The sequence below is a fragment of the Citrobacter sp. CK202 genome (genome assembly GCF_030333225.1).
Classification (GTDB): Bacteria; Pseudomonadota; Gammaproteobacteria; order Enterobacterales; family Enterobacteriaceae; genus Citrobacter_B; species Citrobacter_B koseri.
The window spans coordinates 109945-135739 of the sequence record NZ_JAOWGI010000025.1 but is presented as its reverse complement, the minus strand read 5'-3'; the positions used below and the strand labels follow the sequence as shown (position 1 = coordinate 135739).

Annotated in this window: 30 protein-coding genes and 1 riboswitch; of the genes, 12 read left to right on the top strand and 18 right to left on the bottom strand. The window is 55.3% G+C overall.

Annotated features, from left to right (window positions below; translation table 11 throughout):
- Positions 1–4: 4 nt before the first annotated feature.
- Genes pduU through pduA form a run of 18 tightly spaced genes read right to left on the bottom strand, consistent with a single transcriptional unit; the run spans position 5 to position 14182 of the window.
- Positions 5–355 carry a propanediol utilization microcompartment protein PduU gene (pduU, locus tag OGX84_RS10285; RefSeq protein ID WP_047462685.1) on the bottom strand — a complete coding sequence of 117 codons (351 nt, stop codon included), beginning with the start codon at positions 353–355 and terminating at the stop codon, positions 5–7.
- Entirely contained in the window at positions 355–909 is a 555-nt protein-coding gene (gene pduT, locus OGX84_RS10280; protein WP_012131757.1) for a propanediol utilization microcompartment protein PduT, read from the bottom strand. Before pduT ends, pduU begins: the two co-directional genes overlap by 1 nt.
- Positions 910–911: 2 nt before the next feature.
- Entirely contained in the window at positions 912–2267 is a 1356-nt protein-coding gene (locus tag OGX84_RS10275) for a 4Fe-4S dicluster domain-containing protein (RefSeq protein WP_112001945.1), read from the bottom strand.
- Entirely contained in the window at positions 2264–3376 is a 1113-nt protein-coding gene (locus OGX84_RS10270) for a 1-propanol dehydrogenase PduQ (protein WP_047462690.1), read from the bottom strand. The genes OGX84_RS10275 and OGX84_RS10270 overlap by 4 nt, the downstream gene beginning before the upstream one ends.
- A 10-nt stretch (positions 3377–3386) precedes the next feature.
- On the bottom strand, positions 3387–4772 hold the full coding sequence (gene pduP, locus OGX84_RS10265; RefSeq protein ID WP_112001946.1) for a CoA-acylating propionaldehyde dehydrogenase PduP: 1386 nt from the start codon (positions 4770–4772) through the stop codon (positions 3387–3389).
- Complete coding sequence (gene pduO / locus OGX84_RS10260; RefSeq protein WP_112001947.1) at positions 4769–5776, bottom strand: two-domain cob(I)yrinic acid a,c-diamide adenosyltransferase PduO; 1008 nt, start codon at positions 5774–5776, stop codon at positions 4769–4771. The genes pduP and pduO overlap by 4 nt, the downstream gene beginning before the upstream one ends.
- Before the next feature lie 10 nt (positions 5777–5786).
- Entirely contained in the window at positions 5787–6062 is a 276-nt protein-coding gene (locus tag OGX84_RS10255) for a EutN/CcmL family microcompartment protein (RefSeq protein ID WP_047462697.1), read from the bottom strand.
- Between the two features lie 3 nt (positions 6063–6065).
- Complete coding sequence (pduM, locus tag OGX84_RS10250; protein ID WP_058669355.1) at positions 6066–6557, bottom strand: microcompartment protein PduM; 492 nt, start codon at positions 6555–6557, stop codon at positions 6066–6068.
- Positions 6554–7186 (bottom strand): phosphate propanoyltransferase, encoded by a 633-nt coding sequence (locus OGX84_RS10245; RefSeq protein WP_112001948.1) that lies wholly within the window; start codon positions 7184–7186, stop codon positions 6554–6556. Before OGX84_RS10245 ends, pduM begins: the two co-directional genes overlap by 4 nt.
- 11 nt (positions 7187–7197) lie before the next feature.
- On the bottom strand, positions 7198–7680 hold the full coding sequence (locus OGX84_RS10240) for a BMC domain-containing protein (protein WP_275166046.1): 483 nt from the start codon (positions 7678–7680) through the stop codon (positions 7198–7200).
- Between the two features lie 24 nt (positions 7681–7704).
- Entirely contained in the window at positions 7705–7980 is a 276-nt protein-coding gene (gene pduJ / locus OGX84_RS10235) for a propanediol utilization microcompartment protein PduJ (RefSeq protein ID WP_004853788.1), read from the bottom strand.
- Between the two features lie 19 nt (positions 7981–7999).
- Positions 8000–8350, bottom strand: coding sequence for a glycerol dehydratase reactivase beta/small subunit family protein (locus OGX84_RS10230; protein WP_112001949.1), 351 nt, complete (start codon positions 8348–8350; stop codon positions 8000–8002).
- The gene (locus OGX84_RS10225) at positions 8340–10172 is read right to left on the bottom strand and encodes a diol dehydratase reactivase subunit alpha (protein WP_112001950.1); all 1833 of its coding nucleotides are present in this window, start codon (positions 10170–10172) and stop codon (positions 8340–8342) included. The genes OGX84_RS10230 and OGX84_RS10225 overlap by 11 nt, the downstream gene beginning before the upstream one ends.
- Before the next feature lie 15 nt (positions 10173–10187).
- Positions 10188–10706, bottom strand: coding sequence for a propanediol dehydratase small subunit PduE (pduE, locus tag OGX84_RS10220; RefSeq protein ID WP_112001951.1), 519 nt, complete (start codon positions 10704–10706; stop codon positions 10188–10190).
- Positions 10707–10720: 14 nt separating this feature from the next.
- Entirely contained in the window at positions 10721–11395 is a 675-nt protein-coding gene (gene pduD, locus OGX84_RS10215; RefSeq protein ID WP_112001952.1) for a propanediol dehydratase medium subunit PduD, read from the bottom strand.
- A gap of 10 nt (positions 11396–11405) precedes the next feature.
- The gene (pduC, locus tag OGX84_RS10210) at positions 11406–13070 is read right to left on the bottom strand and encodes a propanediol dehydratase large subunit PduC (RefSeq protein WP_047462720.1); all 1665 of its coding nucleotides are present in this window, start codon (positions 13068–13070) and stop codon (positions 11406–11408) included.
- Positions 13071–13088: 18 nt separating this feature from the next.
- Positions 13089–13901 (bottom strand): propanediol utilization microcompartment protein PduB, encoded by an 813-nt coding sequence (gene pduB / locus OGX84_RS10205; protein ID WP_112001953.1) that lies wholly within the window; start codon positions 13899–13901, stop codon positions 13089–13091.
- Positions 13898–14182: a propanediol utilization microcompartment protein PduA gene (gene pduA, locus OGX84_RS10200; protein ID WP_001183618.1), complete on the bottom strand. Its 285-nt coding sequence runs from the start codon at positions 14180–14182 to the stop codon at positions 13898–13900. The genes pduB and pduA overlap by 4 nt, the downstream gene beginning before the upstream one ends.
- Before the next feature lie 523 nt (positions 14183–14705).
- On the opposite strand from pduA, the gene pduF reads away from it, so the two are divergent.
- The 12 genes from pduF to OGX84_RS10140 all read left to right on the top strand — a co-directional run bounded on the left by pduF (position 14706) and on the right by OGX84_RS10140 (position 25787).
- A complete protein-coding gene (gene pduF, locus OGX84_RS10195; RefSeq protein WP_112001954.1) occupies positions 14706–15515 on the top strand; it encodes a propanediol diffusion facilitator PduF in 810 nt (269 codons plus the stop codon).
- Between the two features lie 205 nt (positions 15516–15720).
- On the top strand, positions 15721–16632 hold the full coding sequence (gene pocR, locus OGX84_RS10190) for a transcriptional regulator PocR (protein ID WP_012131773.1): 912 nt from the start codon (positions 15721–15723) through the stop codon (positions 16630–16632).
- 298 nt (positions 16633–16930) lie between these two features.
- A riboswitch (cobalamin riboswitch) is annotated at positions 16931–17104 on the top strand.
- Between the two features lie 99 nt (positions 17105–17203).
- Positions 17204–18583: a cobyrinic acid a,c-diamide synthase CobB gene (locus OGX84_RS10185; RefSeq protein WP_286457982.1), complete on the top strand. Its 1380-nt coding sequence runs from the start codon at positions 17204–17206 to the stop codon at positions 18581–18583.
- Positions 18580–19539 carry an adenosylcobinamide-phosphate synthase CbiB gene (cbiB, locus tag OGX84_RS10180; RefSeq protein ID WP_112001956.1) on the top strand — a complete coding sequence of 320 codons (960 nt, stop codon included), beginning with the start codon at positions 18580–18582 and terminating at the stop codon, positions 19537–19539. The genes OGX84_RS10185 and cbiB overlap by 4 nt, the downstream gene beginning before the upstream one ends.
- A gap of 12 nt (positions 19540–19551) precedes the next feature.
- On the top strand, positions 19552–20184 hold the full coding sequence (locus OGX84_RS10175) for a cobalt-precorrin-8 methylmutase (protein WP_112001957.1): 633 nt from the start codon (positions 19552–19554) through the stop codon (positions 20182–20184).
- A complete protein-coding gene (cbiD, locus tag OGX84_RS10170) occupies positions 20181–21320 on the top strand; it encodes a cobalt-precorrin-5B (C(1))-methyltransferase CbiD (protein WP_012131779.1) in 1140 nt (379 codons plus the stop codon). The genes OGX84_RS10175 and cbiD overlap by 4 nt, the downstream gene beginning before the upstream one ends.
- Positions 21314–21919 (top strand): cobalt-precorrin-7 (C(5))-methyltransferase, encoded by a 606-nt coding sequence (locus OGX84_RS10165; RefSeq protein WP_047462737.1) that lies wholly within the window; start codon positions 21314–21316, stop codon positions 21917–21919. The genes cbiD and OGX84_RS10165 overlap by 7 nt, the downstream gene beginning before the upstream one ends.
- Positions 21909–22478 carry a decarboxylating cobalt-precorrin-6B (C(15))-methyltransferase gene (locus OGX84_RS10160; protein ID WP_112001958.1) on the top strand — a complete coding sequence of 190 codons (570 nt, stop codon included), beginning with the start codon at positions 21909–21911 and terminating at the stop codon, positions 22476–22478. Before OGX84_RS10165 ends, OGX84_RS10160 begins: the two co-directional genes overlap by 11 nt.
- A complete protein-coding gene (locus tag OGX84_RS10155; protein WP_286457979.1) occupies positions 22471–23244 on the top strand; it encodes a cobalt-precorrin-4 methyltransferase in 774 nt (257 codons plus the stop codon). The genes OGX84_RS10160 and OGX84_RS10155 overlap by 8 nt, the downstream gene beginning before the upstream one ends.
- Complete coding sequence (cbiG, locus tag OGX84_RS10150; RefSeq protein WP_049011682.1) at positions 23225–24280, top strand: cobalt-precorrin 5A hydrolase; 1056 nt, start codon at positions 23225–23227, stop codon at positions 24278–24280. Before OGX84_RS10155 ends, cbiG begins: the two co-directional genes overlap by 20 nt.
- Positions 24280–25005, top strand: a complete 726-nt coding sequence (locus OGX84_RS10145) for a precorrin-3B C(17)-methyltransferase (RefSeq protein ID WP_012131784.1) — start codon at positions 24280–24282, stop codon at positions 25003–25005. The genes cbiG and OGX84_RS10145 overlap by 1 nt, the downstream gene beginning before the upstream one ends.
- Entirely contained in the window at positions 25002–25787 is a 786-nt protein-coding gene (locus OGX84_RS10140; protein ID WP_012131785.1) for a cobalt-precorrin-6A reductase, read from the top strand. The genes OGX84_RS10145 and OGX84_RS10140 overlap by 4 nt, the downstream gene beginning before the upstream one ends.
- The last annotated feature ends 8 nt before the right edge of the window (positions 25788–25795 follow it).

Genomic DNA, 25795 nt, shown 5'->3' with positions numbered 1-25795 from the left:
GGCGTTATGTCCGGGTAATTGGGCAGGCGGTAAAACGCATCATTTCTCCCAATGTTCTGGTCACCTGATTTAACGCATACTCGACGGCTGAGACATCGCCGGTCAGCACGACGGCCCCGGTGAAACGGTCAAGAAAACCAATCTCGACCGCGCCGGATTTGGTGGCGATATCGCAGGCAATAATCGAGGCTTCACTGGGCGTAATGGTCAGGATCCCAATAGCGGACACCGCATCCGGCAGACCCAGTTTTTTAAAGAGATCTTTGCCTGGGTTAGCAATCAGATGCGCCAGCGTCACCTGTTTCCCGGGAACATACTCCTGAATCATGCGTTCCGTTGTCGGTTGCTTTTCCATCATCCCTCCACGATCTGTCGCCACATGGCTTCATGCGGACGGGGGATCACGGCGCGGTAAACCAGCAGTCCTTTTTCGCCTGCGCTTTCACTGGCTACCGTAACGGCGTTGTTGACATCGGAGACATCGCCTGCCACCACCATGTAACATTTTCCGCCAATACCGAACGCCATATGGACACGCACCAGCGTCACGTTGGAGGCTTTAACGGCGCGATCGGCGGCACTGATACAGGCTGCTACGCTCCAGGTTTCCACGATCCCTACGGCCTGACGTTGATCAACGCTGTTCAATCCGCTGACCGCAGGCAGTACGCTGGCATGAATATTCGGCAGCACCAGACTATCCACGAGCATGTCTGCGGCCAGCGATGTGCCCGTTTCGATGGCCTGCTGTACCGCACCGACATCGCCGCCCAGCATCAGTAAAAATTTACCCGGACAGATTGTTTTACTGACCAGTAAATTGACGCTGGCGCTTTTCAGCATGGCATCGCCTGCTTCCATTCCTTTAGCGATGCTGGTGAGTTCTAAAATACCTATAGCCTGAGACATGGTTAACCTCTTACAACCGTGATGGCGTGTTCAGTAATGTCGCTGACAATGCCGTCAATACTGGCGTGAACGGGAGCGCCTAACGCGCCAGATGGCATATCGGCGACACACTGTCCACGGACAACGCGTTCACCTTTTTGCACGCAGGGCACGGCGCTGGCGCCAATATGCTGACGCAAGAGCAGCGTCGTTTTGTCTGCTGAAGGGGCGACGTCCGTTAACGGCGCGTCGTGATACCAGTCGCTGAGCCCCAGTTTGGTAATCAATCGCTTAATCGGCACCAGCCGATATTTCGCCATTTCATCGGCGGGATTCAGCGGGCCTTCGTAACGGAGGTTTTGCGCCCGTAGCTCACGTTTCAGCATACGGTTAATGCGCATGGGGGAGATCCCCACCGGGCATGCCACGCTTTCGCAAACATTGCATTCTGAACACGTCAGCGCGCTAAGCAGGAGTTGCGGTGTCGCAGCCTGTTGATAGTTCACCGCGCGTACCAGTAAATGGGGAGATAACTCATGGCCGATCAAATGCCTGGGGCATAAATCAGTACATAACCGGCATTGCTCGCAAACGGTTCTTGCGACAGACAAAACGGTGCGTTCATCCTGCATTCGCCGCTGAATCAAGGGATGGGTTTTTGGTAACACCAACAGGCCGCCGGTGGTCTTTGTCACCGGTGAATCCAGCGATGTCACCAGGCTTCCCATCATGGGGCCGCCGTTAATCAATCCGGGGTCATCAACGGTGGCGCCGCCTGCAAGCGCTAAAACGTCGCGTAAAGACATACCGACAGGGACGGTGACGGTCAGCGGCCTTGCAACCGCGCCGTTAACGGTAAGAGTGCGGCGCGTTACGGGATACTGTTGTTCTACCGCACGGGCGATATTCAGTACGGTCTGAACATTATTGACCACCACGCCGACGCTCACCGGTAACGCCGCAGGCGGAACGCGTCGGCCTGTCGCCATCCAGATGGTCAGCACTTCGTCCCCGGCCGGGTAGACATCCGGTAAAATATGCAGCCTGATACTGGAAGGTAGCAGGGGGGTTAATGCCTCAATCGCATCGCGGTATTTTTCTTTTAACGCAATAATTCCCTCGCGTGCGCCGGTTGCCTTCATGGCGTACTGCACGCCGCGAATCAGGCGCGCGGGCTGCTGCGCCATTAATTGCTGATCAACCTTGAGCATCGGTTCACATTCAGCAGCATTAACCAAAAAGATCTCAACCTGCGCCTGTAGTTTGACGTGGGCGGGAAAACCCGCCCCCCCGGCGCCAACCACGCCCGCAGCACGTACTCGATCGCGTATGGTTTGCGCATCATAGCTATCCTGTTCAATGGCGCTGACGGTATTCATGACAACGCCTCAAGAAGTTCCCGGATCGCGCTGGCATCGGCGGTACGCGGGTTGGTTCTTAACGTCACATCAGCCAGCGCCGCCTGAACCATGATCGGGATTCGTTGTGAATACGCCTGTCGTCCCTCTTTAAGCGCCTGGGCGAATGAAGGGATTGCACACTGTGTTTTGAGCTGCTCAATCTGATGAATCAGCGCATTGAGGCATGACGTCTCGTTTGCGCTGGCGGGGCAGAGTTGACAGGCTTTCGCGAGTCTTGCGTATCGTTTTGCCGCCCGAGGATCGTGGGCGTTAAAGCGGATGACCGATGTCAGCAGCAGCGCATTGGCAAGCCCGTGCGGCAGATGAAACTGGCCGCCTAACTGATGGGCAATAGCATGGTTCAGCCCCAGTCCAGCTTGGCTAAACGCCATTCCCGCCAGCGTTGAGGCGTTGTGCATCTTCCCACGGGTAGCCAGACAATCCCCTTTCCTGACCGCAACGGGCAGATACTGAAAGACGATTTGCGCGGCTTTTTCCGCCAGCGCGTCAGTGAAGTCGCTGGCGTGCGGAGACACATATGCTTCAAGCGCATGCGTCAGGACGTCCATCCCCGTGTTGGCGGTAATATTTGCCGGAACGGTGACAACCAGCGTCGGGTCGAGAATAGCCATATCTGGATACAACGCTTTATTAAATAACGGATATTTAATGCCCTTTTCTGGATCGCTAATGACGCATGCGCTGGTGACTTCGGAACCGGTGCCACTGGTGGTGGGAATTGCAACACAGGTTTCAATTTCGATGCCGAACTGACGGCTGAACCAGACGATGGCTTTTGCCGCGTCGAGCGCCGATCCCCCGCCAAAGCCGATGACCACATCCGGTCGCAGGGCATGCATTTGCGCAATACCTTGCACTACCGTACCGATGGTAGGGTCCGGGGTGATGTCGCTGAATATGCTGATGCGATTATCCGTTGGAAGGGCGTCGCGCAGCGTATTGATCAGCGGTGATTGCGCCAGAAATCCATCACAGATAATCCAGATATGCCGGTTTGTAAAACGCGTCAGCACATCCAGACTTCCTCTGCCACTGTACAATCGGGTTGGTAGTGAAAACGTATTCATAACGACCTCATTAGCGAATTGAAAAGCCGTTGGTCAGTACGCAGCGACGGGAACGGGCAAATGTGCGTGCCGAGGTTGTCCCTTCGCCGGTCGGGGTGGCGATGGTAAAGGTGGTAAACCCTTCGCCGCCAACGCCGATACCGGCATAGGAAGGGCCGTTTTTCACAAAAATAGAGGTCTGTAAGGTGCGCGCCGCCAGATTCAGGCGAGAGACATTCTGCGAGTGCATAATGGCGGTATGGTGCAGGCCTTCTTCAACGTTTAGCGCCAGTGCCAGCGCGCTGTCGAAATTATCGACCTTCACGACGGGTAGCATTGGCATCAACTGTTCGCTGGTTACCCACGGATCGTCGGCACTGACGATACCGATAAGCAAACGCGGCGGTTTTGCGGGAACGGGAATACCGGCGGCTTCCAGCATGGCGGCCGGGCTTTTCCCGACCAGTTTTTTATTCGCGTGACCTTCCGGGAGGCAGACGGCGCGTAATTTATCGATATCCGCAGCGTTTAACAGCAATGCGCCGAAAGCCTGCATTTGCTGAACCAGGCGCTCAGCGACGCTCTCCACGACAATCAGACTTTTTTCTGCGATGCAGGGCAGGTTGTAATCGAACGCTGCGCCGTTGATGATATCTTCGGCCGCTTTGACGATATCGGCGGTCTCATCAACGATACAGGGCGGATTGCCCGCCCCGGCGCCAATGACCTTTTTACCGCTTTTCATTCCCATCGCAACAATGCCGGGGCCGCCAGTAATAGCCAGCACCGCAATATTGGGATGCGCCATCATTTGCTGGGTTGCCTCAAAAGTCGGTTCTGCGACAGTGACGACCAGATTGCGGATGCCGCAGCAGCGGAAAGCGATATCTTCGATCATGCCGATCAATTTGAGTGAGACGTTTTTCGCGCCAGGATGCGGGCTGAAATAAACGCTGTTGCCCGCAGCCAGCATACTGATGCTGTTGTTAATAATGGTTTCGGTAGGGTTGGTGCTGGGCGCGACGGAACCAATGACGCCGAACGGTGAATATTCAAACAGCACCATGCCGCCATCGCCGGTGAGGGCCGTGGTTGTCAAATCCTCAATGCCTGGCGTGTTATCCAGCGCGGCTTTGTTTTTAAGGAATTTATCTTCTTTGTTTCCCATCCCCGTTTCCGCTGCGCTCTCCGCCGCCAGCGTGGCAAGATGCGGCGTAAGCTCCTGGCGCAGGGCGCTGATAATGGCGCTGCGCGTTTTGAGCGGACACTGCTGATAACGTAAGAAAGCCTGATGCGCCGCGTCTATCGCTTCACCGACGGACTGAAAAATACCGTGTCCTTGCGTTTCGGCCTGCGCAGGCGCCAACTGTTCGCTTAAAATATTACGGATGAGGGTTTCCAGCTCAGAAGTATTCATTGATGTGTTCTCACGTTAATTGCCGCAATGGCGGCTTGTGCAATATCCATGTCCTGTTCAACGCTCCCGCCGCTGATGCCAAGACCCCCAATGAGCAGACCATCACGCCATAACGCGAATCCGCCGCCAAAAGTGACGACTTTCCCCTGCATATGGCTTTCCAGACCGTAGAGCGAAGCGCCCGGCTGAACGGCGCAAGCCAGTTCGTGGGTGGCTGTTTTCATGGCGACGGCGGTCCAGGCTTTTTTCGGCGCCAGTTCACTGCTCACCAGCAGAGCGTCCGGCATACGCCAGGTCACGGTTTCGGTGCCGTTGGCATCCACAATGCTGACGACCACAGGAACCTGAAGCGCCTCCGCCCGCGCCACCGCTGAACGAGTTAACTGATGAAGCTCGTGAAAAGAGAGGGCCATAGAGGGCTCCTTGACGACAGAGGCCGGGGTTGAGGCCAGGTAGCGCTCAGTGACCTCCCGAATGATGTTGTTCTGATGTGCGTCATGATCTTCGGCGCGCGCCAGCGCATACAGGCAATCAGATAAGCGGTTGATGTAGCGCATCAGGACGTGCCTGACGCTGGCGGTTGCCGACAGCTCGACCAGACGTCTTTCAGCCCGGCGGGCAAGCGTGCGGGCAAAGTGCAGGCGACTCGCGGCTTCGCAACGGCCAGGTAAAATAAAACTGTGTAAAGGCGTAACGCGTCCCATCGCGGTATCAATAGCCGCTTCAAGCGCGGCAATATCTTCCGCGCTGATATAGCGCTGCTCCGGCGACGGCTGCTCGCTTTCGCTGGCGAGTTCGGCGCTAAACCAGAATATCTGCATCTGAATAGATTCGAGCAACGTGCGGTGTTGCACGCAGGTTGTGGCGCAAACGCATAAACTCAGCGCTGCATTGAGTTCATCCAGCGTGCCGTAGGTTTCGACGCGCGGATGCGTTTTACTGACTCGTTGGCCGGTAAATAAGGCCGTAGTGCCGGTATCTCCTGTTCGGGTATAAATCGCCATCATCCGCTCCTTAATGAGAAAGCGTGTCTACGATGCCGACAATGGCCAGGTCGATGGCCTCGTTCGGGCTGGAAAAAACATGTCTGGCGCTGGAGCCGCTGCTGAGTAAAACCAGTTCACCCACGCCAGCGCCGACGGAATCGACGGCAACCTCATCTCCGGTAATGGGCGGGTCGGGAAGCTCTCCATCGGCACTTACCCGACGTACCAGCAAAAGTTTTTTCCCAACCAGAGAGGGCGATTTTTGCGTGGATACCACCGCGCCTGTGACTCGTGCCAGATGCATGATTCACTCCTGCTTAATAAGTTGAATATTCCGCGCGCTGGCGGCTTCACGGGCCAGAGCGGTGACGACACAGCGACGACGCAGCACCAGTAATTGCCCCGCGAGTAGGGCGACGTCGGCGTAACTCAAAAGAGTGGTCGGATGCAGGCAGATTGTTTGCCCTCGTTCATCGACCAGCCTGATGGGCAGACGCGCCAGCTTTTTCACCGGCAGCGACGGCAACAGGCGATGGTGCAGGGATATCTGTAGACAAATACCTGATGCCAGTGCGTCATGGACTTTCTTCGCTACAGGGTCGTCGACATCCTGCTCTGCGATGTACGTCAGCGAAGGCAGATCCGCCTGCACAATATGCAGCGCCGCATACTGACAAAACAGCGCGCGGGAATCGGCCTCCCGCAGTTGCGAAATACTGAGCGTGGCCGTGCTTTCCGCCCGACGCTGCAAGCGGGAAATGACCTCCTCAATAATGCGCTGCAACATCTCGCCGTTCATCGCGGTGTAACCAGAGTGGCAAACGCGTCCGGGCTGTCGGCGCCTGCGGCATTGGCTTCGTCTGTGTCGATGTGCATTTCAAGACGCATATCCGCAGAGACACGAATCGCGACGTTGTCGAAAATTAGCCTGCGCGCATTGCCTTCAATAGCGACAGAGACTTTGTCGCCATGCGCAACGCGAAATATCAACGCATCAAGCGGTGACATATGAATGTGGCGTTGGGCGACAATCACGCCGGATGCGAGATCCAGCTCGGCGAAGGGGCTGACAAGACGAATGCCTGGCGTTCCTTTAAGGTCTCCCGACATGCGCAGCGGCGCAGCGATGCCCAATGTTCTGGCATCGGTGCGGGAAATCTCAACCTGGCTGGTACGGCGAAGGGGGCCGAGCAGGCGCACATTCTTTAGCTGACCTTTAGGGCCAATAAGCGTGACGGTCTGGTCGGCCGCATATTGCCCAGGCTGGAGCAGCGCTTTTTTCTCGCTGATTGGCTGACCAGGGAAAAGCCGGGCATAATATTCAGCGCTAAGATGGATATGACGGTTGGAAACACCCAGAGGAATAGGGCGCTCACGCATTTCATCCAGCACTTTGCTGACGGTTGTTTCCAGAAGCTGTTTATCCATTACGCTTTACCTCACTTACCTGAATGCAGGCAGAGTGACCGGGGCTCGCCTTTTTGCCGCTTACAGGCAGGGTCAAGACAGAGATTGCAACTGACCATTCCGGTTTCGGGTTCTGCTTCCGGTACTGACTCTTCTACAACCACGACGTCAGGTTCAGATTCAGATTCAGGTTCTATTTCAGGTTCTGTTTCAGGTTCCGGGGCTGGCATGGGCGCGGGCGGAATAACCGTCGCGCGGGAAAGAATCCCCTCCCCAGGCCTGGCGATAACTTTATGGGCGATCAGCCCCTGCTGTTGATCGGCAAAACTGGCACCGGTGATGATGGCGGACTGCACGGAGGCCACATCACCGGTGATTTTGATCACCGTCCAGCCGGAACCATTAGTTCTCTCAAGCCCCACCAGCGTGATGGAAGCGGCTTTCGCCATGACATCCGCGCAACTGATGGCTAATGCCAGACCACTAACTTCAAGTAATCCCAGTGATTGCTTCACGCTGTGCTCCTTGGTTGCGGCCGTTTAGGCTGACTTGGGTAAAATGGCCTCAACGTCGCTGTGCGGACGTGGAATGACGTGGCAAGATTTCACCTCGCCCACGGCGCTTGCTGCGGCGCTTCCCGCATCGACTGCCGCTTTAACCGCGCCAACATCACCGCGAACCATAACGGTGACCAGGCCGGAGCCGATTTTTTCATAGCCCACCAGTTGCACGTTGGCGGACTTCACCATGGCGTCAGCGGCTTCGATAGCGCCGACTAACCCTTTTGTTTCAACCAGTCCCAGTGCGTTGTTCATACTGCGATTCTCCTGTTGCTTAGGTATTCAGATCCCGAAAGGGGATCCCTTTGACTAACCTTGCCGCGTTGTTACCAGCACTTCGCCGGGCATGGCTGTCCTGGTGATACATCAGCGTAAAAAGCGGCGCTGATGCGGGTAAATTCTTGTAATGCACAACCAGCTTTTCTTTGTCGCAGGCTATGCCGACGAGTAGCGGAGACCGACGCGCCGCCTGCCAGGCGCAATGGGTCACGTCACCGTCAGTCTGCGTCTGGATAACAAAGGGGATACCTTCTTCTTCAATACCGAGAAGCACCTCTTTCCAGACCGCGATACCGTCATCGATGGTCGAAATAACGATAGCCGGGGTACTGGCGTTACTGTCCATGCGCGAACTCCTTATGCCAGGAGAGAATCAGCCCGGTCGCGACCGCATTTCTCGGGCCTTCTGTGCCGCGAATGTTTCCGCGACCGGCCACCAGGCGATAGTGCGCCAGCGCATCGGTGACGAGTTGCGGGATCTCGAAATCCAGAGACGATCCGCCAACCAGCACGACAAAAGGAATGTCACGAATGTTGCCGGTCGGGCTGACCTGGCGCAGCGCGCGCAGGGCGTTAGTGACGAAAACCCGCTCTTTGGCGCTGCGGCGAATGGCGCGTACTTTTTCCAGCGCTAAATCGCCGGGTAATGGAACCAGTTCATCAGGCTTCACCACACATACGCGGGCAAATACGGCTGGCGGCAGCGGGGTGGGGAAAAACTGGACGCTGCCATCTTCGTGACGCAGATGAAAAAGGCTTTCCACCTTCGCGAGCGGATACTTTTTAATCTCTTCTGCCAGATAGCGGTCATCCAGACCCAGTTCACGGGCAATAATCATCGTGACCATATCGCCAGCCCCTGCGAGGTGAGTGGCAATGATCTCCCCTTTGGGATTGATGATGGAGGCATCTGTCGAACCTGCGCCCAAATCGAGAATCGCCAGCGGACGCGTGGTGCCGGGAGTCGTCAACGCGCCTAAAATCGCCGCTTCAGCCTCAGCACCGCCAACCTGAACGTCAACACTCAGCTTTTGTTTGATTTCGCGGGCGATCATCGCCATTTGCAGACGGTCGGATTTCACCATTGAGGCGATGCCCACGGCCTGCTCCAGAGAAAATTCGCCTGCCAGCCCGCCGGTAACGCTCACCGGAACGGAAGTATCGACAGCCAGCAAATCCTGAATGAAGATCTCGTTGCTGGGCTTATTGGTCAGTTCCGCCATGGTCTGGCGTACATGTTCCAGCATGCCGCCAATATTGGTGCCTGCTTCGCCGGTCACGTTGTCCAGCTTGCGGCATTCGCCCACCGCTTTCATGATGGCTTCAGCACCGGCGGCAACATCTACACGGAGCGTGCGTCCCTGAGAAAGCAGTTCCAGATTCCCGGCGGGAATGGCGCGCGCTTTGACATCCCCTGACGGCGTTTTCACGACGACGGCGGAGCGATTGCCAATCAGCGCGCGCGCCATAGGGACGATATTTTTAGTTTCTTCGGCATTAAGGCCGAAAACCGTGGCAATACCGTAAGGGTTAGAGAGCGTTTCAATCACTTTCCCTGGTACGGCAACCTCAATTGCGGCCAGCATGCCCAGCGGAATCCGGTTGATATAGAGCACCTCATCAACGATCGGTAAAGGCTGTTCCAGGCGGTTGCTGACCAGGACGCCGTCGTCTTGCTGCAAAATGACGCCGGTGAGTTGATATCCGGCGCGTACGGAGGCGTTAATTATGGTGGCGACATCGGCGAAATCGAACGCCGATGACACGACCAGGATATAAGGCGTATCCGCCGGGCGGGTTAATAACTCTTGCGGCGTAATGGTCACTCCCACACCCAGACCGACACCGCCTGGGGTTTTAGGGTTATGGCCGATCATTGTGGACTCGGTAATGATGGTTTCCGTGATGGTTTCCATCGCGACATCGCCAATGACCGGTGTGGCTTCGTTGATGCGGATAAGCGAAATATCGCTGACATTGATGCCTGCGTTTTTTGCCGCAAGCGTAAGCGCCTCCTGAATACCAAACACATTTCGTAATGTGCCTTTAATTCCGGTGGTTTCCGCCAGCGCGCTGCCGGTAATGGTCAGCGCGCCAGCCTCATCCAGCCGCGCCAGCGCGACTTCTGTTGATGAGTTGCCAATATCAATGCCAGCTATGTATCGCATCGTATTTCCCTAAAATTAATCGTCACCTTTGAGTTTTTTACGCTCGACGTATAACGTTGCCGCTTCACGCACGAAAGCTGCGCAAATCTTCGCCTGATAGCGATTTTCCAGATCGTCTGCGATAGCCATCAGCTCTTCTTTCGTCGAACGGTATGGACGCAGGGCGTTGTAAATTTCAAGGATTCGATCGTCCGGTACGGCGGTCAGTTCCGCTGCGCGCTCAAAGTTCATCGCCAGGCGGTCACGTCCGGCATCTCTGGCGATAGCCGCCTGAATGCGCAGCGTATCCGGCGTGATACGCATATCCTGTGCGGTCACTTTGTCGCTGAGGACGTTTTCCAGCGTGAATTCATCCAGCGTTTTATTGGTGGCGGTTTTTACCCATTCTGGATGTTTATTCGCCAGCGGATAATCCGTCACTTTTGCGGTATGCGTTGATGCGCTTGCTGTGGCCGGAGCAGGTGCGTTGCCCTGCAAGCTGTTCATGCGGCTCAACACGTCCCGAACCATCGATTCAATTGCGTCGGTATTCATGGAGGTATCCTTTGTTAAAGCGCCACGCGCAGTTCCTGCGGGTTTTTGCCCGTCACGACATACTTCGTCTCTTTAATGTGCAGAATGGCGGATTTCGCCTGGTACTTCGGGCGCGCCATTTGGTCATTTAAGGTCGGAACCGGTTGTGGTGACTCACGCTTCGCATAGCGCGCGGCGTTCTTGCCAATCTGACGATACGTTTCCAGCGTCAGCAGCGGCGCCTGAGGGAATAACTCCAGATTGGAGAGCGGCGGCAGCCCTTGCTGATGAATAACGGTAGTGCCTTTTGACTGAATACCGATTGAAATGCCGGAGCCACTGAGGCGGTTGCCTTCAACAGCGACGAACGCCACGTCAGAGGATTTAAAGCAGCGGATCACGCGGGCTTTAATGCCTTCTTCTTCAATACCGGCGATCACTTCACGCAGGATATTTTTGTGCGGCAAGCCGACGATATTCACGGTCTGCGACAGGCCAAATGCCGGACCCACGGCAATGATCACTTCATCCTGCTGCGTACCTTGTCTGGCCTCGCCAATTTCCGTCAGAAAACCGTCGCCTTGCGGCGCTGCGGTTTGCGGCGAAGTTGATGCTGTCGGTGCGCGAAAGGAGACGGGCTTATCGCTGGTTTGCATTTCGGACAGCACGTCTTCGATTATCTGGCGCAGCAGCTTTTCATTAATTTCCATTTTTCACCCCTTAGCCAAGTTCGTTGGGATCGAGTGCGCCAGGGATGTTTTTAATCTCTTCCCAGCGTTCGCCTTGCAGGCGATAACCTGTTGCCGGACCGGCATAATCGTTGACGTCATTCACCGCAGAGAGCACCTGCCCGTCGCCGACGATAATGGCGGAGGTATGCAGATAGTCTCCGGTTAACTTGGCTTTCTGGATGTTGAGCATGTCTTGCGCGACGTCGGTGAAACCGCCTTTTGCAAGGGCTTTCACCACTTCCAGACCGTTACGGTTCTTGTTGATGATCTCTTGCGCGAACTTGATGTCTTCGACGATGTTACGTTCAGGCATATCTTTCGAGCCGTGAGCGTAGGTTGCGGCTTCAACCTCTTCATCGGTAATCGGCGGCAGCCCCATTCCGGCAAACACGGCTTGCAGCGCGCGCGCGGCTTTATTACGGATGGCGATAACGTCTTCTTCGCGAACCGGACGCAGACCACCGTCCACTTTCAGGTCACGCTGGATAACGTTGTAGTCGTCGAAGTCCTCCGCATCTTCGTTTGAACCGGCAAACATGTTGTCGTAGTTCGGTACGGCGGAATAACCCGAGGAGATGAAGTCAGTACCCGGCAGGAACTGCATCAGCAGACGCGCAGTACGACGCATATCGGAGTGGGTGAAGGTCTGGTCGTTACTGGAGGCGCATTCCAGATCCAGCGCGGAGCAGATCAGGTTTTCCGCCAGTACGGCGCGAATGCCTGACGGTACGGCGGAAGGAACGCCGATGCAGCTGACAGAACCGTTCTGTAGACCCTGAACGCCTGCGGCTTTGGTGATATAGATACAGCGGGCTTCCAGATAGAGCATTGATTTGCCTTCAGCATAGCCCATCTGTACTTCGGAACCCGACCCCGAGGTAAAGCGCATTTTCAGGCCGCGAGAGGCATAGGAAGAGGCGAGGAAGCCTTTTGACCAGGGGGTATCGTCGCCATCGGTAAAGACCGGTTCAGTACCATAGACGGAAATGGTTTCGGCGTAGCAGGTGTGGCCCAGCATACCGAGCTTCAGTTCGGTGGCTTCTTCCAGTGAACACTGCGTTAATACGCCTGGGCGACCGACCTGGGAACCCACCAGCAGAGCGATAGCATTGAACGGGGCGTAGCGCGCAACCGCAACCGTTGTCTCTTGCTCATCAAACCCACGCCACGCGCCTTCTGCGGCATCGGCGGCAATCTGAACCGGGTTGTCTTTCACGTTGGTGACATGCGCCTGCTGAGAAGGCGTGCGGCGGGCGCGCATTTTTTGCATTGCCATCATCATCTCTACCACGTTCATGTGTGAGACGACTTCAACGATTTTTGCTGGCGTCATCGCCGTGGTGAGCGGAACGATGTCGCTGCGTTTGACGTTTGGATCGCACAGCATATTAGCGAGTTTGACCGAGTCCATCGCCATCACTTCTTCCGCGCGCGCCAGGTTAATACCGTAACGGGCGATAAAGTGGTCGATCAGGTCAAATTCGCTGGCGGCTTTGCCGTCCAGCTCGGTGACCGCGCCGTTAACGATTTTAATCGACGGTTTGGGGTCGTTCGGGCTTTCCATCGCAATGAAGCCTTCTTCGATCCACTCCTTAACGAAGCCGTCCTGATTCACAGGGCGTTTCGCCAGCGCTTCAAATCTTTTCGATCTCATGAATCAGCCTCACGGATATCAGATGTAGGACGGACGATCGTTTTTCGGCGTCGTGCCGAGGGTCGACAGAACGGTTTTGCCGATTTCACGGGCTGAAATAACCGCCTGACGCACCGCGCCGGAATCCCCGGAAATCACCAGAATGGCTTCGTTACTGAAGCTGGTGCCGTGTGCCGGAGAGCTGTAAGCCACGACCTCAACATTGGCGGATTTCAGCGCGGTATCCGCCATCAGCACGCCAACAGAGGCGGGGGCGCCGACAATCACGCCGCAGGCGCGGCCAATTGGCGCGCCAAAGGCTTTTTCAAGCGCATAGCTGGCGCGGGCGGTGTATTGCAGCTCGATATGTCCGGCTTCATTGGCGTATACGTCGCCGAACGTCCGGTCGAGTTCTTTCAGCGCAACTTCAATGCCACGTTTCACGTCCGAAACATCATTGCCGCCTAAAATAATCAGCGAACCGTGGCCTGCGCCGCCTTTGGTATCGCGGGGAAGCTCAATGCTGACCACTTCGGTATTGGTCGCTTTTACTGCTTCATCGGCGGCCATAATGTGCGGGCCTGCGCCAGTTCGCGCGCCAAGGATTCCGATGGAGCGGTAGCGCTTTTCCAGCTTCATCGCTTCCAGTAAGGCACTGTCCACATTTGCGATCACCAGACCGACGGTGTCGCCAATCGCGGTGCCGACAAATTCCGTTAAACTGCAACTTTTCTCTGCCATAGCCGTCTCTCGTATTGGGTGGGTTTCTTCAGGAATGGCCGTTTGTTCTGGCGTTGCCACACGGGCAATCACCTGCGCCATGATCTGTTCCACCAGTTCATTGCTGCTCATTGGCTAATTCCCTTCGGTAAGATTTTTTCTACATCGGTATGAGGGCGTGGAATAACGTGTACGGCTTTCACTTCTCCCACGTTGCGTGCGGCAGCGGCGCCCGCATCGGTTGCCGCTTTTACTGCGCCAACGTCACCGCGAACGATGACCGTTACCAGCCCGGAGCCAATTTTTTCGTAGCCGACTAACATCACATTGGCTGACTTCACCATTGCGTCTGCGGCCTCTATGGCTGCGGTTAAGCCTTTGGTTTCTACCATTCCTAATGCTTCTTGTTGCATAAAGACCTCGCCTGGGTTGTCCCGATGTTGATGACTATAAAAAGAAGCGAGGAAAAAGAATGGCTGACTTTAAAAAGAGAATGAAAAAATAATGGGTTGTCAATAGCACTAAATTGCTGTGATTTTTTATAACTCGTTGAATCTAAAGGTTGTATGTGTTGTTTTTGATATGATTATTTCGTTTTCGCTATTCCATTTTTACATTTTACAGGGTGACAAAATAAATAACTTTTGCTACGCGAAAAATGGAATTGTGATATTTGTTTGAAAACGAATATCTGGTGATCGCAATTTTTTATTATCCCTAATCTGGCATTTTATTCGTTAGAGTACGCTCCATTATTGCCCTGGAGAATAAACAGAGAGCAATATTTTGCTATAGCAACACGATTTTTCGGGGCAGGTTAACGGCAGATTGCCAACAATTTACAGGTGCCGCTTTTTATAGTGATGCTCGTTGTACTCTACTGCCAGTACGGCGTTGTGCTGGTAAAGACACGAACTCTGCTTAGAAGGTGTCACAATGAACGATTCACTAAAAGCACAATGTATTGCCGAGTTTTTGGGCACCGGGCTGTTTTTGTTCTTTGGTATCGGTTGCCTGAGTGCATTAAAGGTTGCGGGTGCGAGTCTGGGATTATGGGAGATCTGCATCATTTGGGGGCTTGGGATCTCGCTTGCCGTTTATCTCACGGCCGGGATATCGGGCGCGCACCTGAACCCGGCGATTACCATTGCGCTGTGGTTGTTTGCCTGTTTCCCTGGGCGAAAGGTCTTGCCTTATTCCATCGCTCAGGTTGCCGGAGCGTTCAGCGGCGCGCTGTTGGCCTATCTGCTCTACGGTAGTTTATTTACCGAGTTTGAAGCGGCGAACCATATGGTGCGCGGCAGCGTGGAGAGTCTGCAACTTGCCAGTATTTTCAGTACCTACCCGGCAGCCGCGCTGAGCGTATGGCAGGCGGCGCTGGTCGAAGTGGTCATTACCTCGATTCTGATGGGGATGATCATGGCGCTGACCGATGATGGCAATGGGGTTCCTAAAGGGCCGCTGGCACCTTTGCTTATCGGTATTTTGGTTGCCGTTATCGGGGCATCTACCGGGCCGCTTACGGGGTTTGCGATGAATCCGGCGCGTGATTTTGGTCCAAAATTATTCGCGTGGTTTGCCGGTTGGGGAGACATTGCCATGACCGGGGGGCGCGATATTCCTTATTTTATTGTGCCGATTATTGCGCCGATTGTCGGAGCTTGCGCCGGAGCTGCGGTTTATCGTTACCTGATTGGTAAAAATTTACCGTGCAATACCTGTAAGCTGGAGGAAAATGGACGTTAACACGACGGGAAGTATGTATTTTTGAAACACGTAAAATCATTTCGTGATCTGGTTTCACGAACTGGTCAAAACGTCTCCCACGGATGGGAGACTTTTGTTATTGTCCCTTATACTTTTTTATCACTAATACAGTATGGTGATGATGAAAGGTAAATGTGAAATAAATGTTCTATTTGCAACAATAAATTAACTGAGGGGTTTTATCATGATTTCTGCGAGTGCCCTGAACTCAGAACTCATTAATAAAATCGCACAGGATTTTGCACAAGCCACCAGTCTGGCGGTCGTGGTTGTCAATATTCACGGTGATGAAATTTCTGAGTTATTCAATTTCACGCCTTTTTGTCAGCTAATGCGTCAACATCCTCAACACAGTATTCGTTGCCGTATGAGCGATCGCTGCGGGGGGCTGGAAGCGTCAAAATCAGATCAGCCCTGTATTTATCGTTGCCATGCCGGGCTAACCGATTTCTCCATTCCTTTGGTGATTGCCGGTCATCTGGTGGGGTTTGTGTTATGCGGTCAGGTACGTTTAAGCGATGATGTCGGACTGGTTGATATTCTTAATGTCGATGATCGCTGGCAGGCCGATCCTGAACTGTTGAATGAGTTCCGAAACGTCCCCGAAATGGACTACGCGCGGGTGATAGCCTCTGCGGATCTGCTGAAGCTGATTGTTGAAAATTGCCTTAAAAAACAACTTAATTTTGTTGTTATCAAAGACAATCCGCCGCAAGCGGAGCCTGCTCGTTCGCAACGTGGGCCCAATCCCCACGACAGCAAAATGAAGAAAGCGTTACGCTACATTGATGCGCATTTATCGGACGATCTTCGCCTTGAGGATGTCGCTTCTCACGTCTACCTCAGCCCGTACTACTTTAGTAAGTTATTCAAGAAATATCAGGGAATCGGTTTTAATGCCTGGGTAAACCAACAGCGCATGGCCAGCGCCAGAGAGCTGCTTTGTCACAGTGACTGGAGTATCGCCAGCATTGCACGTAATTTAGGCTTTTCTCAAACCAGTTATTTTTGCAAAGTGTTCCGTCAGACCTATCAGATCACGCCACAGGCTTTCCGTCAGCAAATAAATGATAATTCGTCCGCCGAGTCCGCATAAATAGCAATATTTTGCTATTGCCGATTTTTGATATCGTATTGTATGTCAGTCATTATAAAATGAAAAAAACTATAGCAGAGCAATAAATTGTCATAGCGCAACAAAATAATGTTATCTGAAGGATAAACTGAGCCAGTTTTTATTTTTGTGATGAGATACAGTGTCATTATGAATAGGTTTCATTATTCTTTTGCGCAGTGTTTCATTCAAAACAGGCGTCATTACACCATTGCGTTGGCATAATGGCGCGTAACAGGTAATTAAAATTTAATTGTCGTTATGAGCGAGAAAGTGATGCTCATAACATCAGCCGACAGGTTTGGCACATTTGTGTCAGGGAAGGGGGTGAGAATCCCCCGCAGCCCCCGCTGCTGTGATGCTGACGACCCCGTAAGACCACTGATCGCAAGATTGGGAAGGACGGGCGAGGAGGACGCTAAGCCAGAAGACCTGCCTGTCGGTATTTACCAACAACTTCGGTGGGAAGTGGGTTGCTCAGTAGCGTACAGTCGAAAGACTGGGGTAATACGCAGCTAAACAATACCTCTACCACCCTGAACAGGATCAGGGTATGGCGGCAAAGCTTCACGCATTTATTCTCGCAGGGACCGGAAGCGGCTGTGGTAAAACCACCGTCACGCTTGGTCTGCTGAGTCTGCTGAAAAGACGTGGAATGCGTGTTCAGCCATGCAAAGTCGGTCCTGATTATCTCGATACCGGCTGGCATACGGCAGTATGCGGCAGTGCGTCCCGTAACCTCGACAGCTTTATGCTCCCGGAGCCCGTGCTTAACGCGCTGTTTTGTGAACACATGCAGCAGGCGGACGTCGCGGTGATCGAAGGCGTGATGGGACTCTATGACGGCTATGGCACCGACCCGAACTACTGTAGTACGGCGGCGATGGCGAAACAGCTGGGCTGCCCCGTAATTTTGCTGGTGGACGGTAAAGCCGTTTCTACCTCCATTGCCGCAACGGTGATGGGATTTCAGCACTTTGATCCTGACCTCAATATCGCTGGCGTGATTGTTAATCGCGTTAATAGCGAAACTCACTACCAACTCCTGAAAACGGCGATTGAACGCTATTGTTCTCTACCGGTGCTTGGCTATGTTCCCGGAGTGGAAGACGTGGCGTTGCCGGAGCGTCATCTGGGGCTGATTACCGCGCGTGAGTCCGTCGTTAATCAACAGCCGTGGCAGGATTTTGCCGATACGCTTGAACGAACGCTGGACATTGATGCGCTTCTTTCCCTGAGTCAGCTAACCGCGCTGCCTGCTGGCGAGTGGCCAGCATTACCCGACCCGCAGACGGGAAAAGGACTTACCGTTGCCATCGCGGATGACGAAGCGTTTAACTTTTACTATCCCGATAACATCAAACTGCTGGAACGTACCGGCGTAACGATGACGCGTTTCAGTCCACTGCATGACAGCACGCTGCCGGAATGCCAGATGATCTGGCTGGGAGGCGGATACCCCGAGCTACACGCCGCCGCGTTGGCGGCGAACACCCCAATGCTGGCGCAAATGCGCGCCGCCCATCAGCGCGGCGTGGCGATTTACGCAGAGTGCGGCGGGCTGATGTACCTCGGCAGTACCCTGGAGGACGCCAGTGGAGAGATTCACCGGATGGTGGATGTGATTCCGGGGCACAGCAAAATGGGGAAACGGTTGACCCGCTTCGGCTACTGCGAAGCGCAGGCCAGAGAGCAAACGCTGCTGGCGGCGGCAGGCGAAGTGCTGCGTGGACATGAGTTCCACTATTCTGATTTTCTCCCGGAAAACCCGGCGGTGATGGCGTGCCGTAAAGTCCGCGATGGTAAGACATTGCAGGAATGGTCTGGCGGCTGGCAGGTGGGAAATACCTTCGCAAGTTACCTTCACGTTCATTTCGCACAACGTCCTGCAATGCTGAACCACTGGCTGGCGGCAGGAAGGGAGGCGCTATGACCGTGCTTGCGTGGTGTATCGCCTGGCTTCTGGATTTCGTTATTGGCGATCCGCAGAACTGGCCGCATCCGGTACGCTGGATTGGCAATTTAATTTCAGCAACTCAACGTGTTGTGCGGCGTTACTGCCATAGCGACAGATCGCTGCGCATTGGCGGAGCGGTGATGTGGCTGGTGGTGGTCGGCGTGACGTGGGCGGTTTCCTGGAGCGTGCTGGCGCTGGCGAGTGAGATCCATCCCTTGTTTGGCTGGCTGGTAGAGATCTGGATGATTTTTACCGTGCTGGCTGGCCGCTGTCTTGCGAATGCTGCCCACGATGTTGAACGCCCGCTGCGGGCGGGCGATTTAGCTGAAAGCCGCGAGAAGCTGTCATGGATTGTCGGACGGGATACCTCACAGTTACAGCCTGAACAGGTTAATCGTGCCGTGGTGGAAACGGTCGCCGAGAACACCGTAGACGGCATCATCGCCCCGCTTTTTTTCCTCTTTTTGGGCGGCGCGCCGCTGGCAATGGCGTACAAAGCCGTAAATACCCTCGATTCAATGGTTGGCTATAAACACGAAAAATATCGCGCCATTGGTATGGTCAGCGCCCGTCTGGATGATATTGCGAACGTTATCCCGGCGCGTCTGAGCTGGCTGCTGCTGAGCATTGCCGCGACGTTGTGTCGTTACGACGGCTATCGCGCCCTGCATATCGGCTGGCGGGATCGCTACAACCACAGCAGTCCTAACTGCGCGTGGTCAGAAGCCTCTGTTGCCGGTGCGCTGGGTATTCGTCTTGGCGGCCCGAATGACTACTTTGGCGAGCGTGTTGAAAAACCCTGGATAGGCGACGCGCAGCGCGGCATTTCAGTAGATGACATTTCCCGAACGATTCGATTGATGTGGGTAGCCTCGACCCTGGCACTGGCGCTGTTTATCGCCGTACGGTGCCTGCTGGTTGGCGCAGCCTGAGGATAACAGACGATGCAATATATTCAGCAGCCCCAGGCGATTGAGGCCAAAAGTTTCGACATCATTGGCGAGATCATTCGCGAGACACGCCCGGAGTATCAGTTTGCCAGCCCGCTTCACGAAGCGATCATCAAGCGGGTGATTCACACCACCGCCGACTTTGACTGGCTGGATATTCTCTGGTTTTCCGATGACGCGCTGGAGCGACTCTGCGCGGCGCTGAGTCGCCCATCCATTATCTATACCGATACCACAATGGCGCTTTCCGGCATCAATAAAACATTGCTGGCGACGTTTGGCGGTGAATGCCGTTGCTATATCAGCGATCCGCGAGTTGTGGCGGAAGCAAAAACGCAGGGGATTACCCGATCAATGGCGGCGGTGGATATCGCCGTGACGGAAGAGAGTGAAAAGGTGTTTGTATTCGGCAATGCACCGACGGCGCTGTTCCGGTTGCTTGAGCATGACGTTGCTGTGAGCGGCGTGGTAGGCGTACCGGTCGGGTTCGTCGGGGCGGCGGAGTCTAAAGATGCGCTGACGAAAAGCGCGTTGCCAGCTATCGCGGCGCTGGGGCGCAAAGGAGGAAGCAACGTCGCCGCCGCGATCGTAAACGCCATGCTCTATTACTTGCAGGGGGCGCGATGAGCGATCAATCCTTCGACGCGCCTGTCTGGCACAACGGCAAAGCGTTGCGAAAAGGGTATACCACCGGATCGTGCGCGACCGCTGCGGCAAAGGTCGCCGCGTTGATGGTGTTACGCCAGCATCTGATTCATCAGGTCTCCATCGTTACGCCGTCCGGGGTGACATTGTGCCTGAACGTCGAGTCGCCGCACATTGAAGGGCGGCAGGCGATTGCCGCGATCCGTAAGGACGGCGGCGATGATGTCGATGCCACGCACGGAATGCTGATTTTTGCCCGCGTAACGCTGAACGATAGCGGCGAGATTACGTTGCAGGGCGGAGAAGGCGTGGGAACCGTGACGCGTAAGGGAATTGGACTGCCGGTGGGCAGCGCGGCGATTAATCGTACTCCGCGCCATACCATTGAGTCTGTAGTACGCGAAGCGATAGGCCCGGCGCGGGGAGCGGATATTGAAATTTTTGCCCCGGAGGGGGAAGAACGGGCGCAGAAAACCTATAACGCGCGCCTCGGTATTCTGGGCGGTATTTCGATCATTGGAACCACCGGCATTGTCACTCCGATGTCGGAGGAGAGCTGGAAACGCTCGCTGTCGCTGGAGCTGGAAATCAAACGCGCCGCCGGTCTGGAACGCGTTGTGCTGGTGCCGGGAAACCACGGCGAGCGCTTTGTGCGCGAACAGATGGGTATCGACACGCAGGTTGTCGTCACCATGAGCAATTTCGTCGGCTACATGATTGAAGAAGCGGTACGTCTGGGATACCGCCATATCGTGTTGATCGGCCATCCCGGTAAGTTGATTAAAATAGCCGCGGGGATTTTCCACACTCACAGCCACATCGCAGATGCCCGCATGGAAACCCTGGTGGCGCATCTGGCGTTGCTTGGCGCGCCGCTTGAGTTACTGACTCGGGTCAGCGACTGCGACACCACCGAAGCGGCAATGGAGCACATTGAAGCATACGGTTTTCAACATATTTACAACCATCTTGCGCAACGCATCTGTATGCGCGTGATGCAGATGCTGCGCTTCACGAAAACGCCACCTACCTGCGACGCCATCATGTTCTCTTTTGATAACCAGATCCTCGGTAGCAATCGTCCGATCGAAGAGATTGTGGAGGAGATGCAATGCTAACGGTAGTGGGCATGGGGCCGGCAGGGCTGCATTTGATGACGCCAGCGGCACGCGAGGCCGTGGCGGATGCCGATGTGCTGGTGGGGGGAAAGCGTCATTTATTGCAGTTTCCTGCGTTCACCGGCGAACAGTTTGTTCTGGGCGCCAATATTGCGGAATTGCTCAACTGGATTGCCGGGCAGCAGGACAAACGCATCGTGGTGCTGGCGTCCGGCGATCCGCTGTTTTACGGCATCGGGACGCGCATGGTGGCCCATTTTGGCATTGAGCGGGTGCGCATTATTCCCGGTATCAGCGCAGTGCAATATCTGTGCGCGCAATCGGGTATCGATATGAACGATATGTGGCTGACCAGCAGCCACGGTCGCAGCGTCTGTTTTGATGAGCTGGCGCGTCATCGCAAGGTCGCGATGGTGACGGATGCCCGCTGCGGGCCGCGAGAAATTGCGACGCAGTTAATGGCGCGCGACAAGGGGCATCGCTGGATGGTGATAGGCGAAAACCTGGCAATGGAAAACGAGCGGATTCACTGGCTGCGCGTCAGTGAAGTCAATGCCGACTATGACATGAACGCAGTGGTGATCCTTGATGAAAGATGAGCTTTTTCTACGTGGCGAGAACGTGCCGATGACCAAAGAAGCGGTTCGCGCGCTCGCGCTGTCAAAACTTGATTTGCACCGTGCCAGCCATCTGATTGACGTAGGCGCCGGGACCGGGAGTGTGTCGATAGAGGCGGCGTTACAGCACCCTTTGCTGCACGTTACGGCGATTGAACGTAACCCGGCAGCCCTGCGGTTGCTGGATGAAAACCGCCAGCATTTTGCCTGCGGCAATATCGACATTCTGCCGGGTGAAGCGCCGATGACGATGACTGAAAAAGCGGATGCGGTGTTTATGGGCGGGAGCGGCGGCCATCTGACGACGCTGATTGACTGGGCTATGCGGCAATTGCATCCCGGCGGCCGTCTGGTGATGACCTTTATCCTTCAGGAAAACCTGAATACTGCGCTGGAATATCTGACACAGATTGGCATCCATGAGGTGGATTGCCTGCAAGTGCAGGTGTCGTCACTCACTCCCCTCGGCAATGGCCACTATTTCAAACCGAATAATCCTGTTTTTGTTATCGCCTGTCAGAAGGAAGAGAACCATGTCTGAGACATTTGATCCCCGCTGTGTATGGTTTGTCGGCGCAGGTCCGGGCGATCGTGAACTGATCACGCTCAAAGGTTATCGCCTGTTGCAACAGGCGCAGGTCGTTATTTATGCCGGATCGCTGATTAATACTGAACTGCTGGACTATTGCCCGCCAGGCGCTGAGTGCCACGACAGCGCCGAACTGCATCTGGAGCAAATTCTGGACCTGATGGAAGCGGGCGTGAAGGCCGGAAAAACGGTCGTACGCCTGCAAACGGGCGATGTGTCGCTGTACGGCTCCGTGCGTGAGCAGGGCGAAGAACTTACCCGGCGCGGCATCGACTGGCAGGTGGTGCCGGGCGTCAGCGCGTTTCTCGGCGCTGCTGCGGAGCTGGGGGTGGAGTATACCGTCCCGGAGGTTTCGCAAAGCCTCATCATTACCCGTCTGGAAGGACGTACTCCGGTGCCGGAACGTGAACAGCTGGAGTCCTTCGCCAGCCACCAGACGTCAATGGCGATTTATCTCTCCGTACAGCGTATTCAACGGGTTGCCGAGCGGCTGATTGAAGGCGGCTATCCGACCACCACGCCGGTGGCGGTTATCTACAAAGCGACCTGGCCGGAAAGCCAGACCGTGCGCGGCACGCTGGCGGATATCGGCGACAAAGTACGTGAGGCGGGTATCCGTAAAACGGCGCTCATTCTGGTCGGGAATTTCCTGGGGGATGAGTATCACTACTCAAAACTCTATGCGGCGGACTTTAGCCATGAATACCGTAAAGCCTGAATCTATAGCCCTGTTTTGTCTGACGCCCGGCGGCGTACAGCTTGCGAAGCGGCTGGCGGCGATGCTGCCGTTAACCTGCTTTACCAGTGAGAAACTGCTGGAAGACGGGTTTATGCCCTTCGAAGGCGGATTTGCACAATCGGCCCGCGATGCGTTTGCTAACTATTCGGCGCTGATTTTTATCGGTGCGACCGGCATCGCGGTACGCGTGCTGGCGCCGCTGGTAAACGACAAATTCAGCGACCCGGCGGTGGTGGTGATCGACGAACGGGGCCAGCATGTGATCAGCCTGCTCTCTGGTCATGCGGGGGGCGCCAATGCGCTGACCCGCTATCTGGCGGGCATGCTCGGCGCCGATCCGGTTATCACGACGGCGACTGACGTTAACGATATGGCGGCGCTTGATACGCTGGCATTTCAGCTCAATGCCCGGATGACCGATTTCCGCTCGGCGGTAAAAATCGTCAACCAGATGCTGGTCAGCCACCAGCGCGTCGGGCTGTGGTGGGATGAGGAGCTGGCAGACGATGTCAGTCACTGCGATCGACGCGGGTTCATCACCGTGACCGACCTGCATCAACTTCCCGAGCTTGATGCGCTGGTTTGCATCACTTTGCGCAATGAATTGCCAGAAATACCCGTTCGGCACTGGAAACTGGTGCCGCAGCGGGTGGTCGCCGGAATCGGCTGTCGCCGCGATACGCCGTTCCCGCTGCTGGCAGCGCTGCTGGCGCGACAACTGGAGGCGCAGAAATTTGATCCGCTGGCGTTGAAAGCGATTGGCAGCGTCTCGCTCAAAAAAGATGAGCAGGGATTAATCCAGCTTGCCTCCTGCTGTCGCGTTCCCTTCGAAACCTTTACCGCTGACGCGTTGCGTGAGCATGAACATCGCTTCCCGGCCTCCAGATTTGTGCGGCAAACCGTCGGTGTGGGCAGCGTATCCGGCCCGGCGGCCTGGCTGTTAAGTCACGGAAAACTGTCTGGCGAAACCCTGCGCGAACAGGGCGTCACTATTACTTTGGGAGTTTCACACTGATGTTAAGCGTAATTGGAATTGGCCCTGGCTCGCAGGCAATGATGACGATGGAAGCCGTAGAAGCCTTACAGGCGGCGGAAATTGTCGTTGGCTATAAAACGTACACCCATCTGGTAAAAGCCTTTACTGGCGACAAGCAGGTGATCAAAACCGGAATGTGCAAAGAGATCGAACGCTGTCAGGCGGCGATTGAACTGGCGCAGGCCGGACACAATGTGGCGCTGATCAGCAGCGGCGATGCGGGGATTTATGGCATGGCGGGGCTGGTGCTGGAACTGGTCAGCAAACAGAAGCTGGACGTTGAAGTGCGGCTGATCCCCGGCATGACCGCCAGTATCGCGGCGGCCTCCCTGCTGGGCGCGCCGTTGATGCACGATTTCTGTCATATCAGCCTGAGCGATCTCCTGACGCCGTGGCCAGTCATCGAAAAACGGATTATCGCCGCCGGAGAAGCAGACTTCGTGATCTGTTTCTATAACCCGCGCAGCCGTGGCCGTGAAGGTCATCTGGCGCGTGCTTTTGAACTGCTGTCCGCCAGCAAGAACGCGCAAACGCCGGTTGGCGTGGTGAAGTCGGCCGGGCGTAAAAAGCAGGAAAAATGGCTGACCACGCTCGGCGATATGGATTTTGAGCCTGTCGATATGACCAGCCTGGTGATTGTCGGCAACAAAGCCACTTACGTACAGGATGGTCTGATGATCACGCCGCGAGGTTACGTACTGTGAGTTACGGCGACGTGCTGGTTATGGGCGGCACCAGCGATGCCCGGATGCTGTGTCAGCAACTGGATGCGGCAAAGGTGGCATACACCCTGTCGGTTGCCACGCCGACAGGAAAGCAGCTGGCTGGCGACATTAAAGGTCAGATCCGCTGCGGGCGCCTGGAGCCAGAGGAGATGGTGGCCTGGCTGAAAGCGCACCGCACGCGTTGGGTCATTGATGCGTCGCACCCGTATGCCGAGGTCGTCAGCCGCAACATTATGCACGCCTGTGAACGCGCGGGGGTGTTGCTGAGCCGCTATCAGCGCCCGGAACAGCTCAGCGAGCTTACGCACCCGCTGTTGCACCATGTCCACACGATTGCTGAGGCCTGCGATGTGGCGCAGCGCTTTGGCGAACGCGTTCTGTTAACGACCGGAAGTAAAGATCTGGCGACCTGGCGAGCCGGGTTGCCGCACAAAAAACTGCTGGCCCGCGTCTTACCTGTTCCTGAGGTCATTCAGCAATGTGCCGACCTGGGATTTGGCGTTGGTGAGATTTTCGCCCTGTGCGGGCCGTTCAGCGCTGAATTTAACGCGGCGTTTTATCGTCAGTGCCAGGCCGATGTCGTGGTGACAAAAGCATCGGGGGCGGAGGGCGGTTATCAGGAAAAAGTTCAACCCTGTCTGGATGCCGGTATCCCCTGCATCGTGATTACCCGCCCGGCAACGCTTGTAACGGGTGATGAGTTACTGGAAAGTCAGGCCGCATTTGCGCAGCGTTTGGCGCGCTGGCTGGCCGCTGCTTAAGGAGTAAG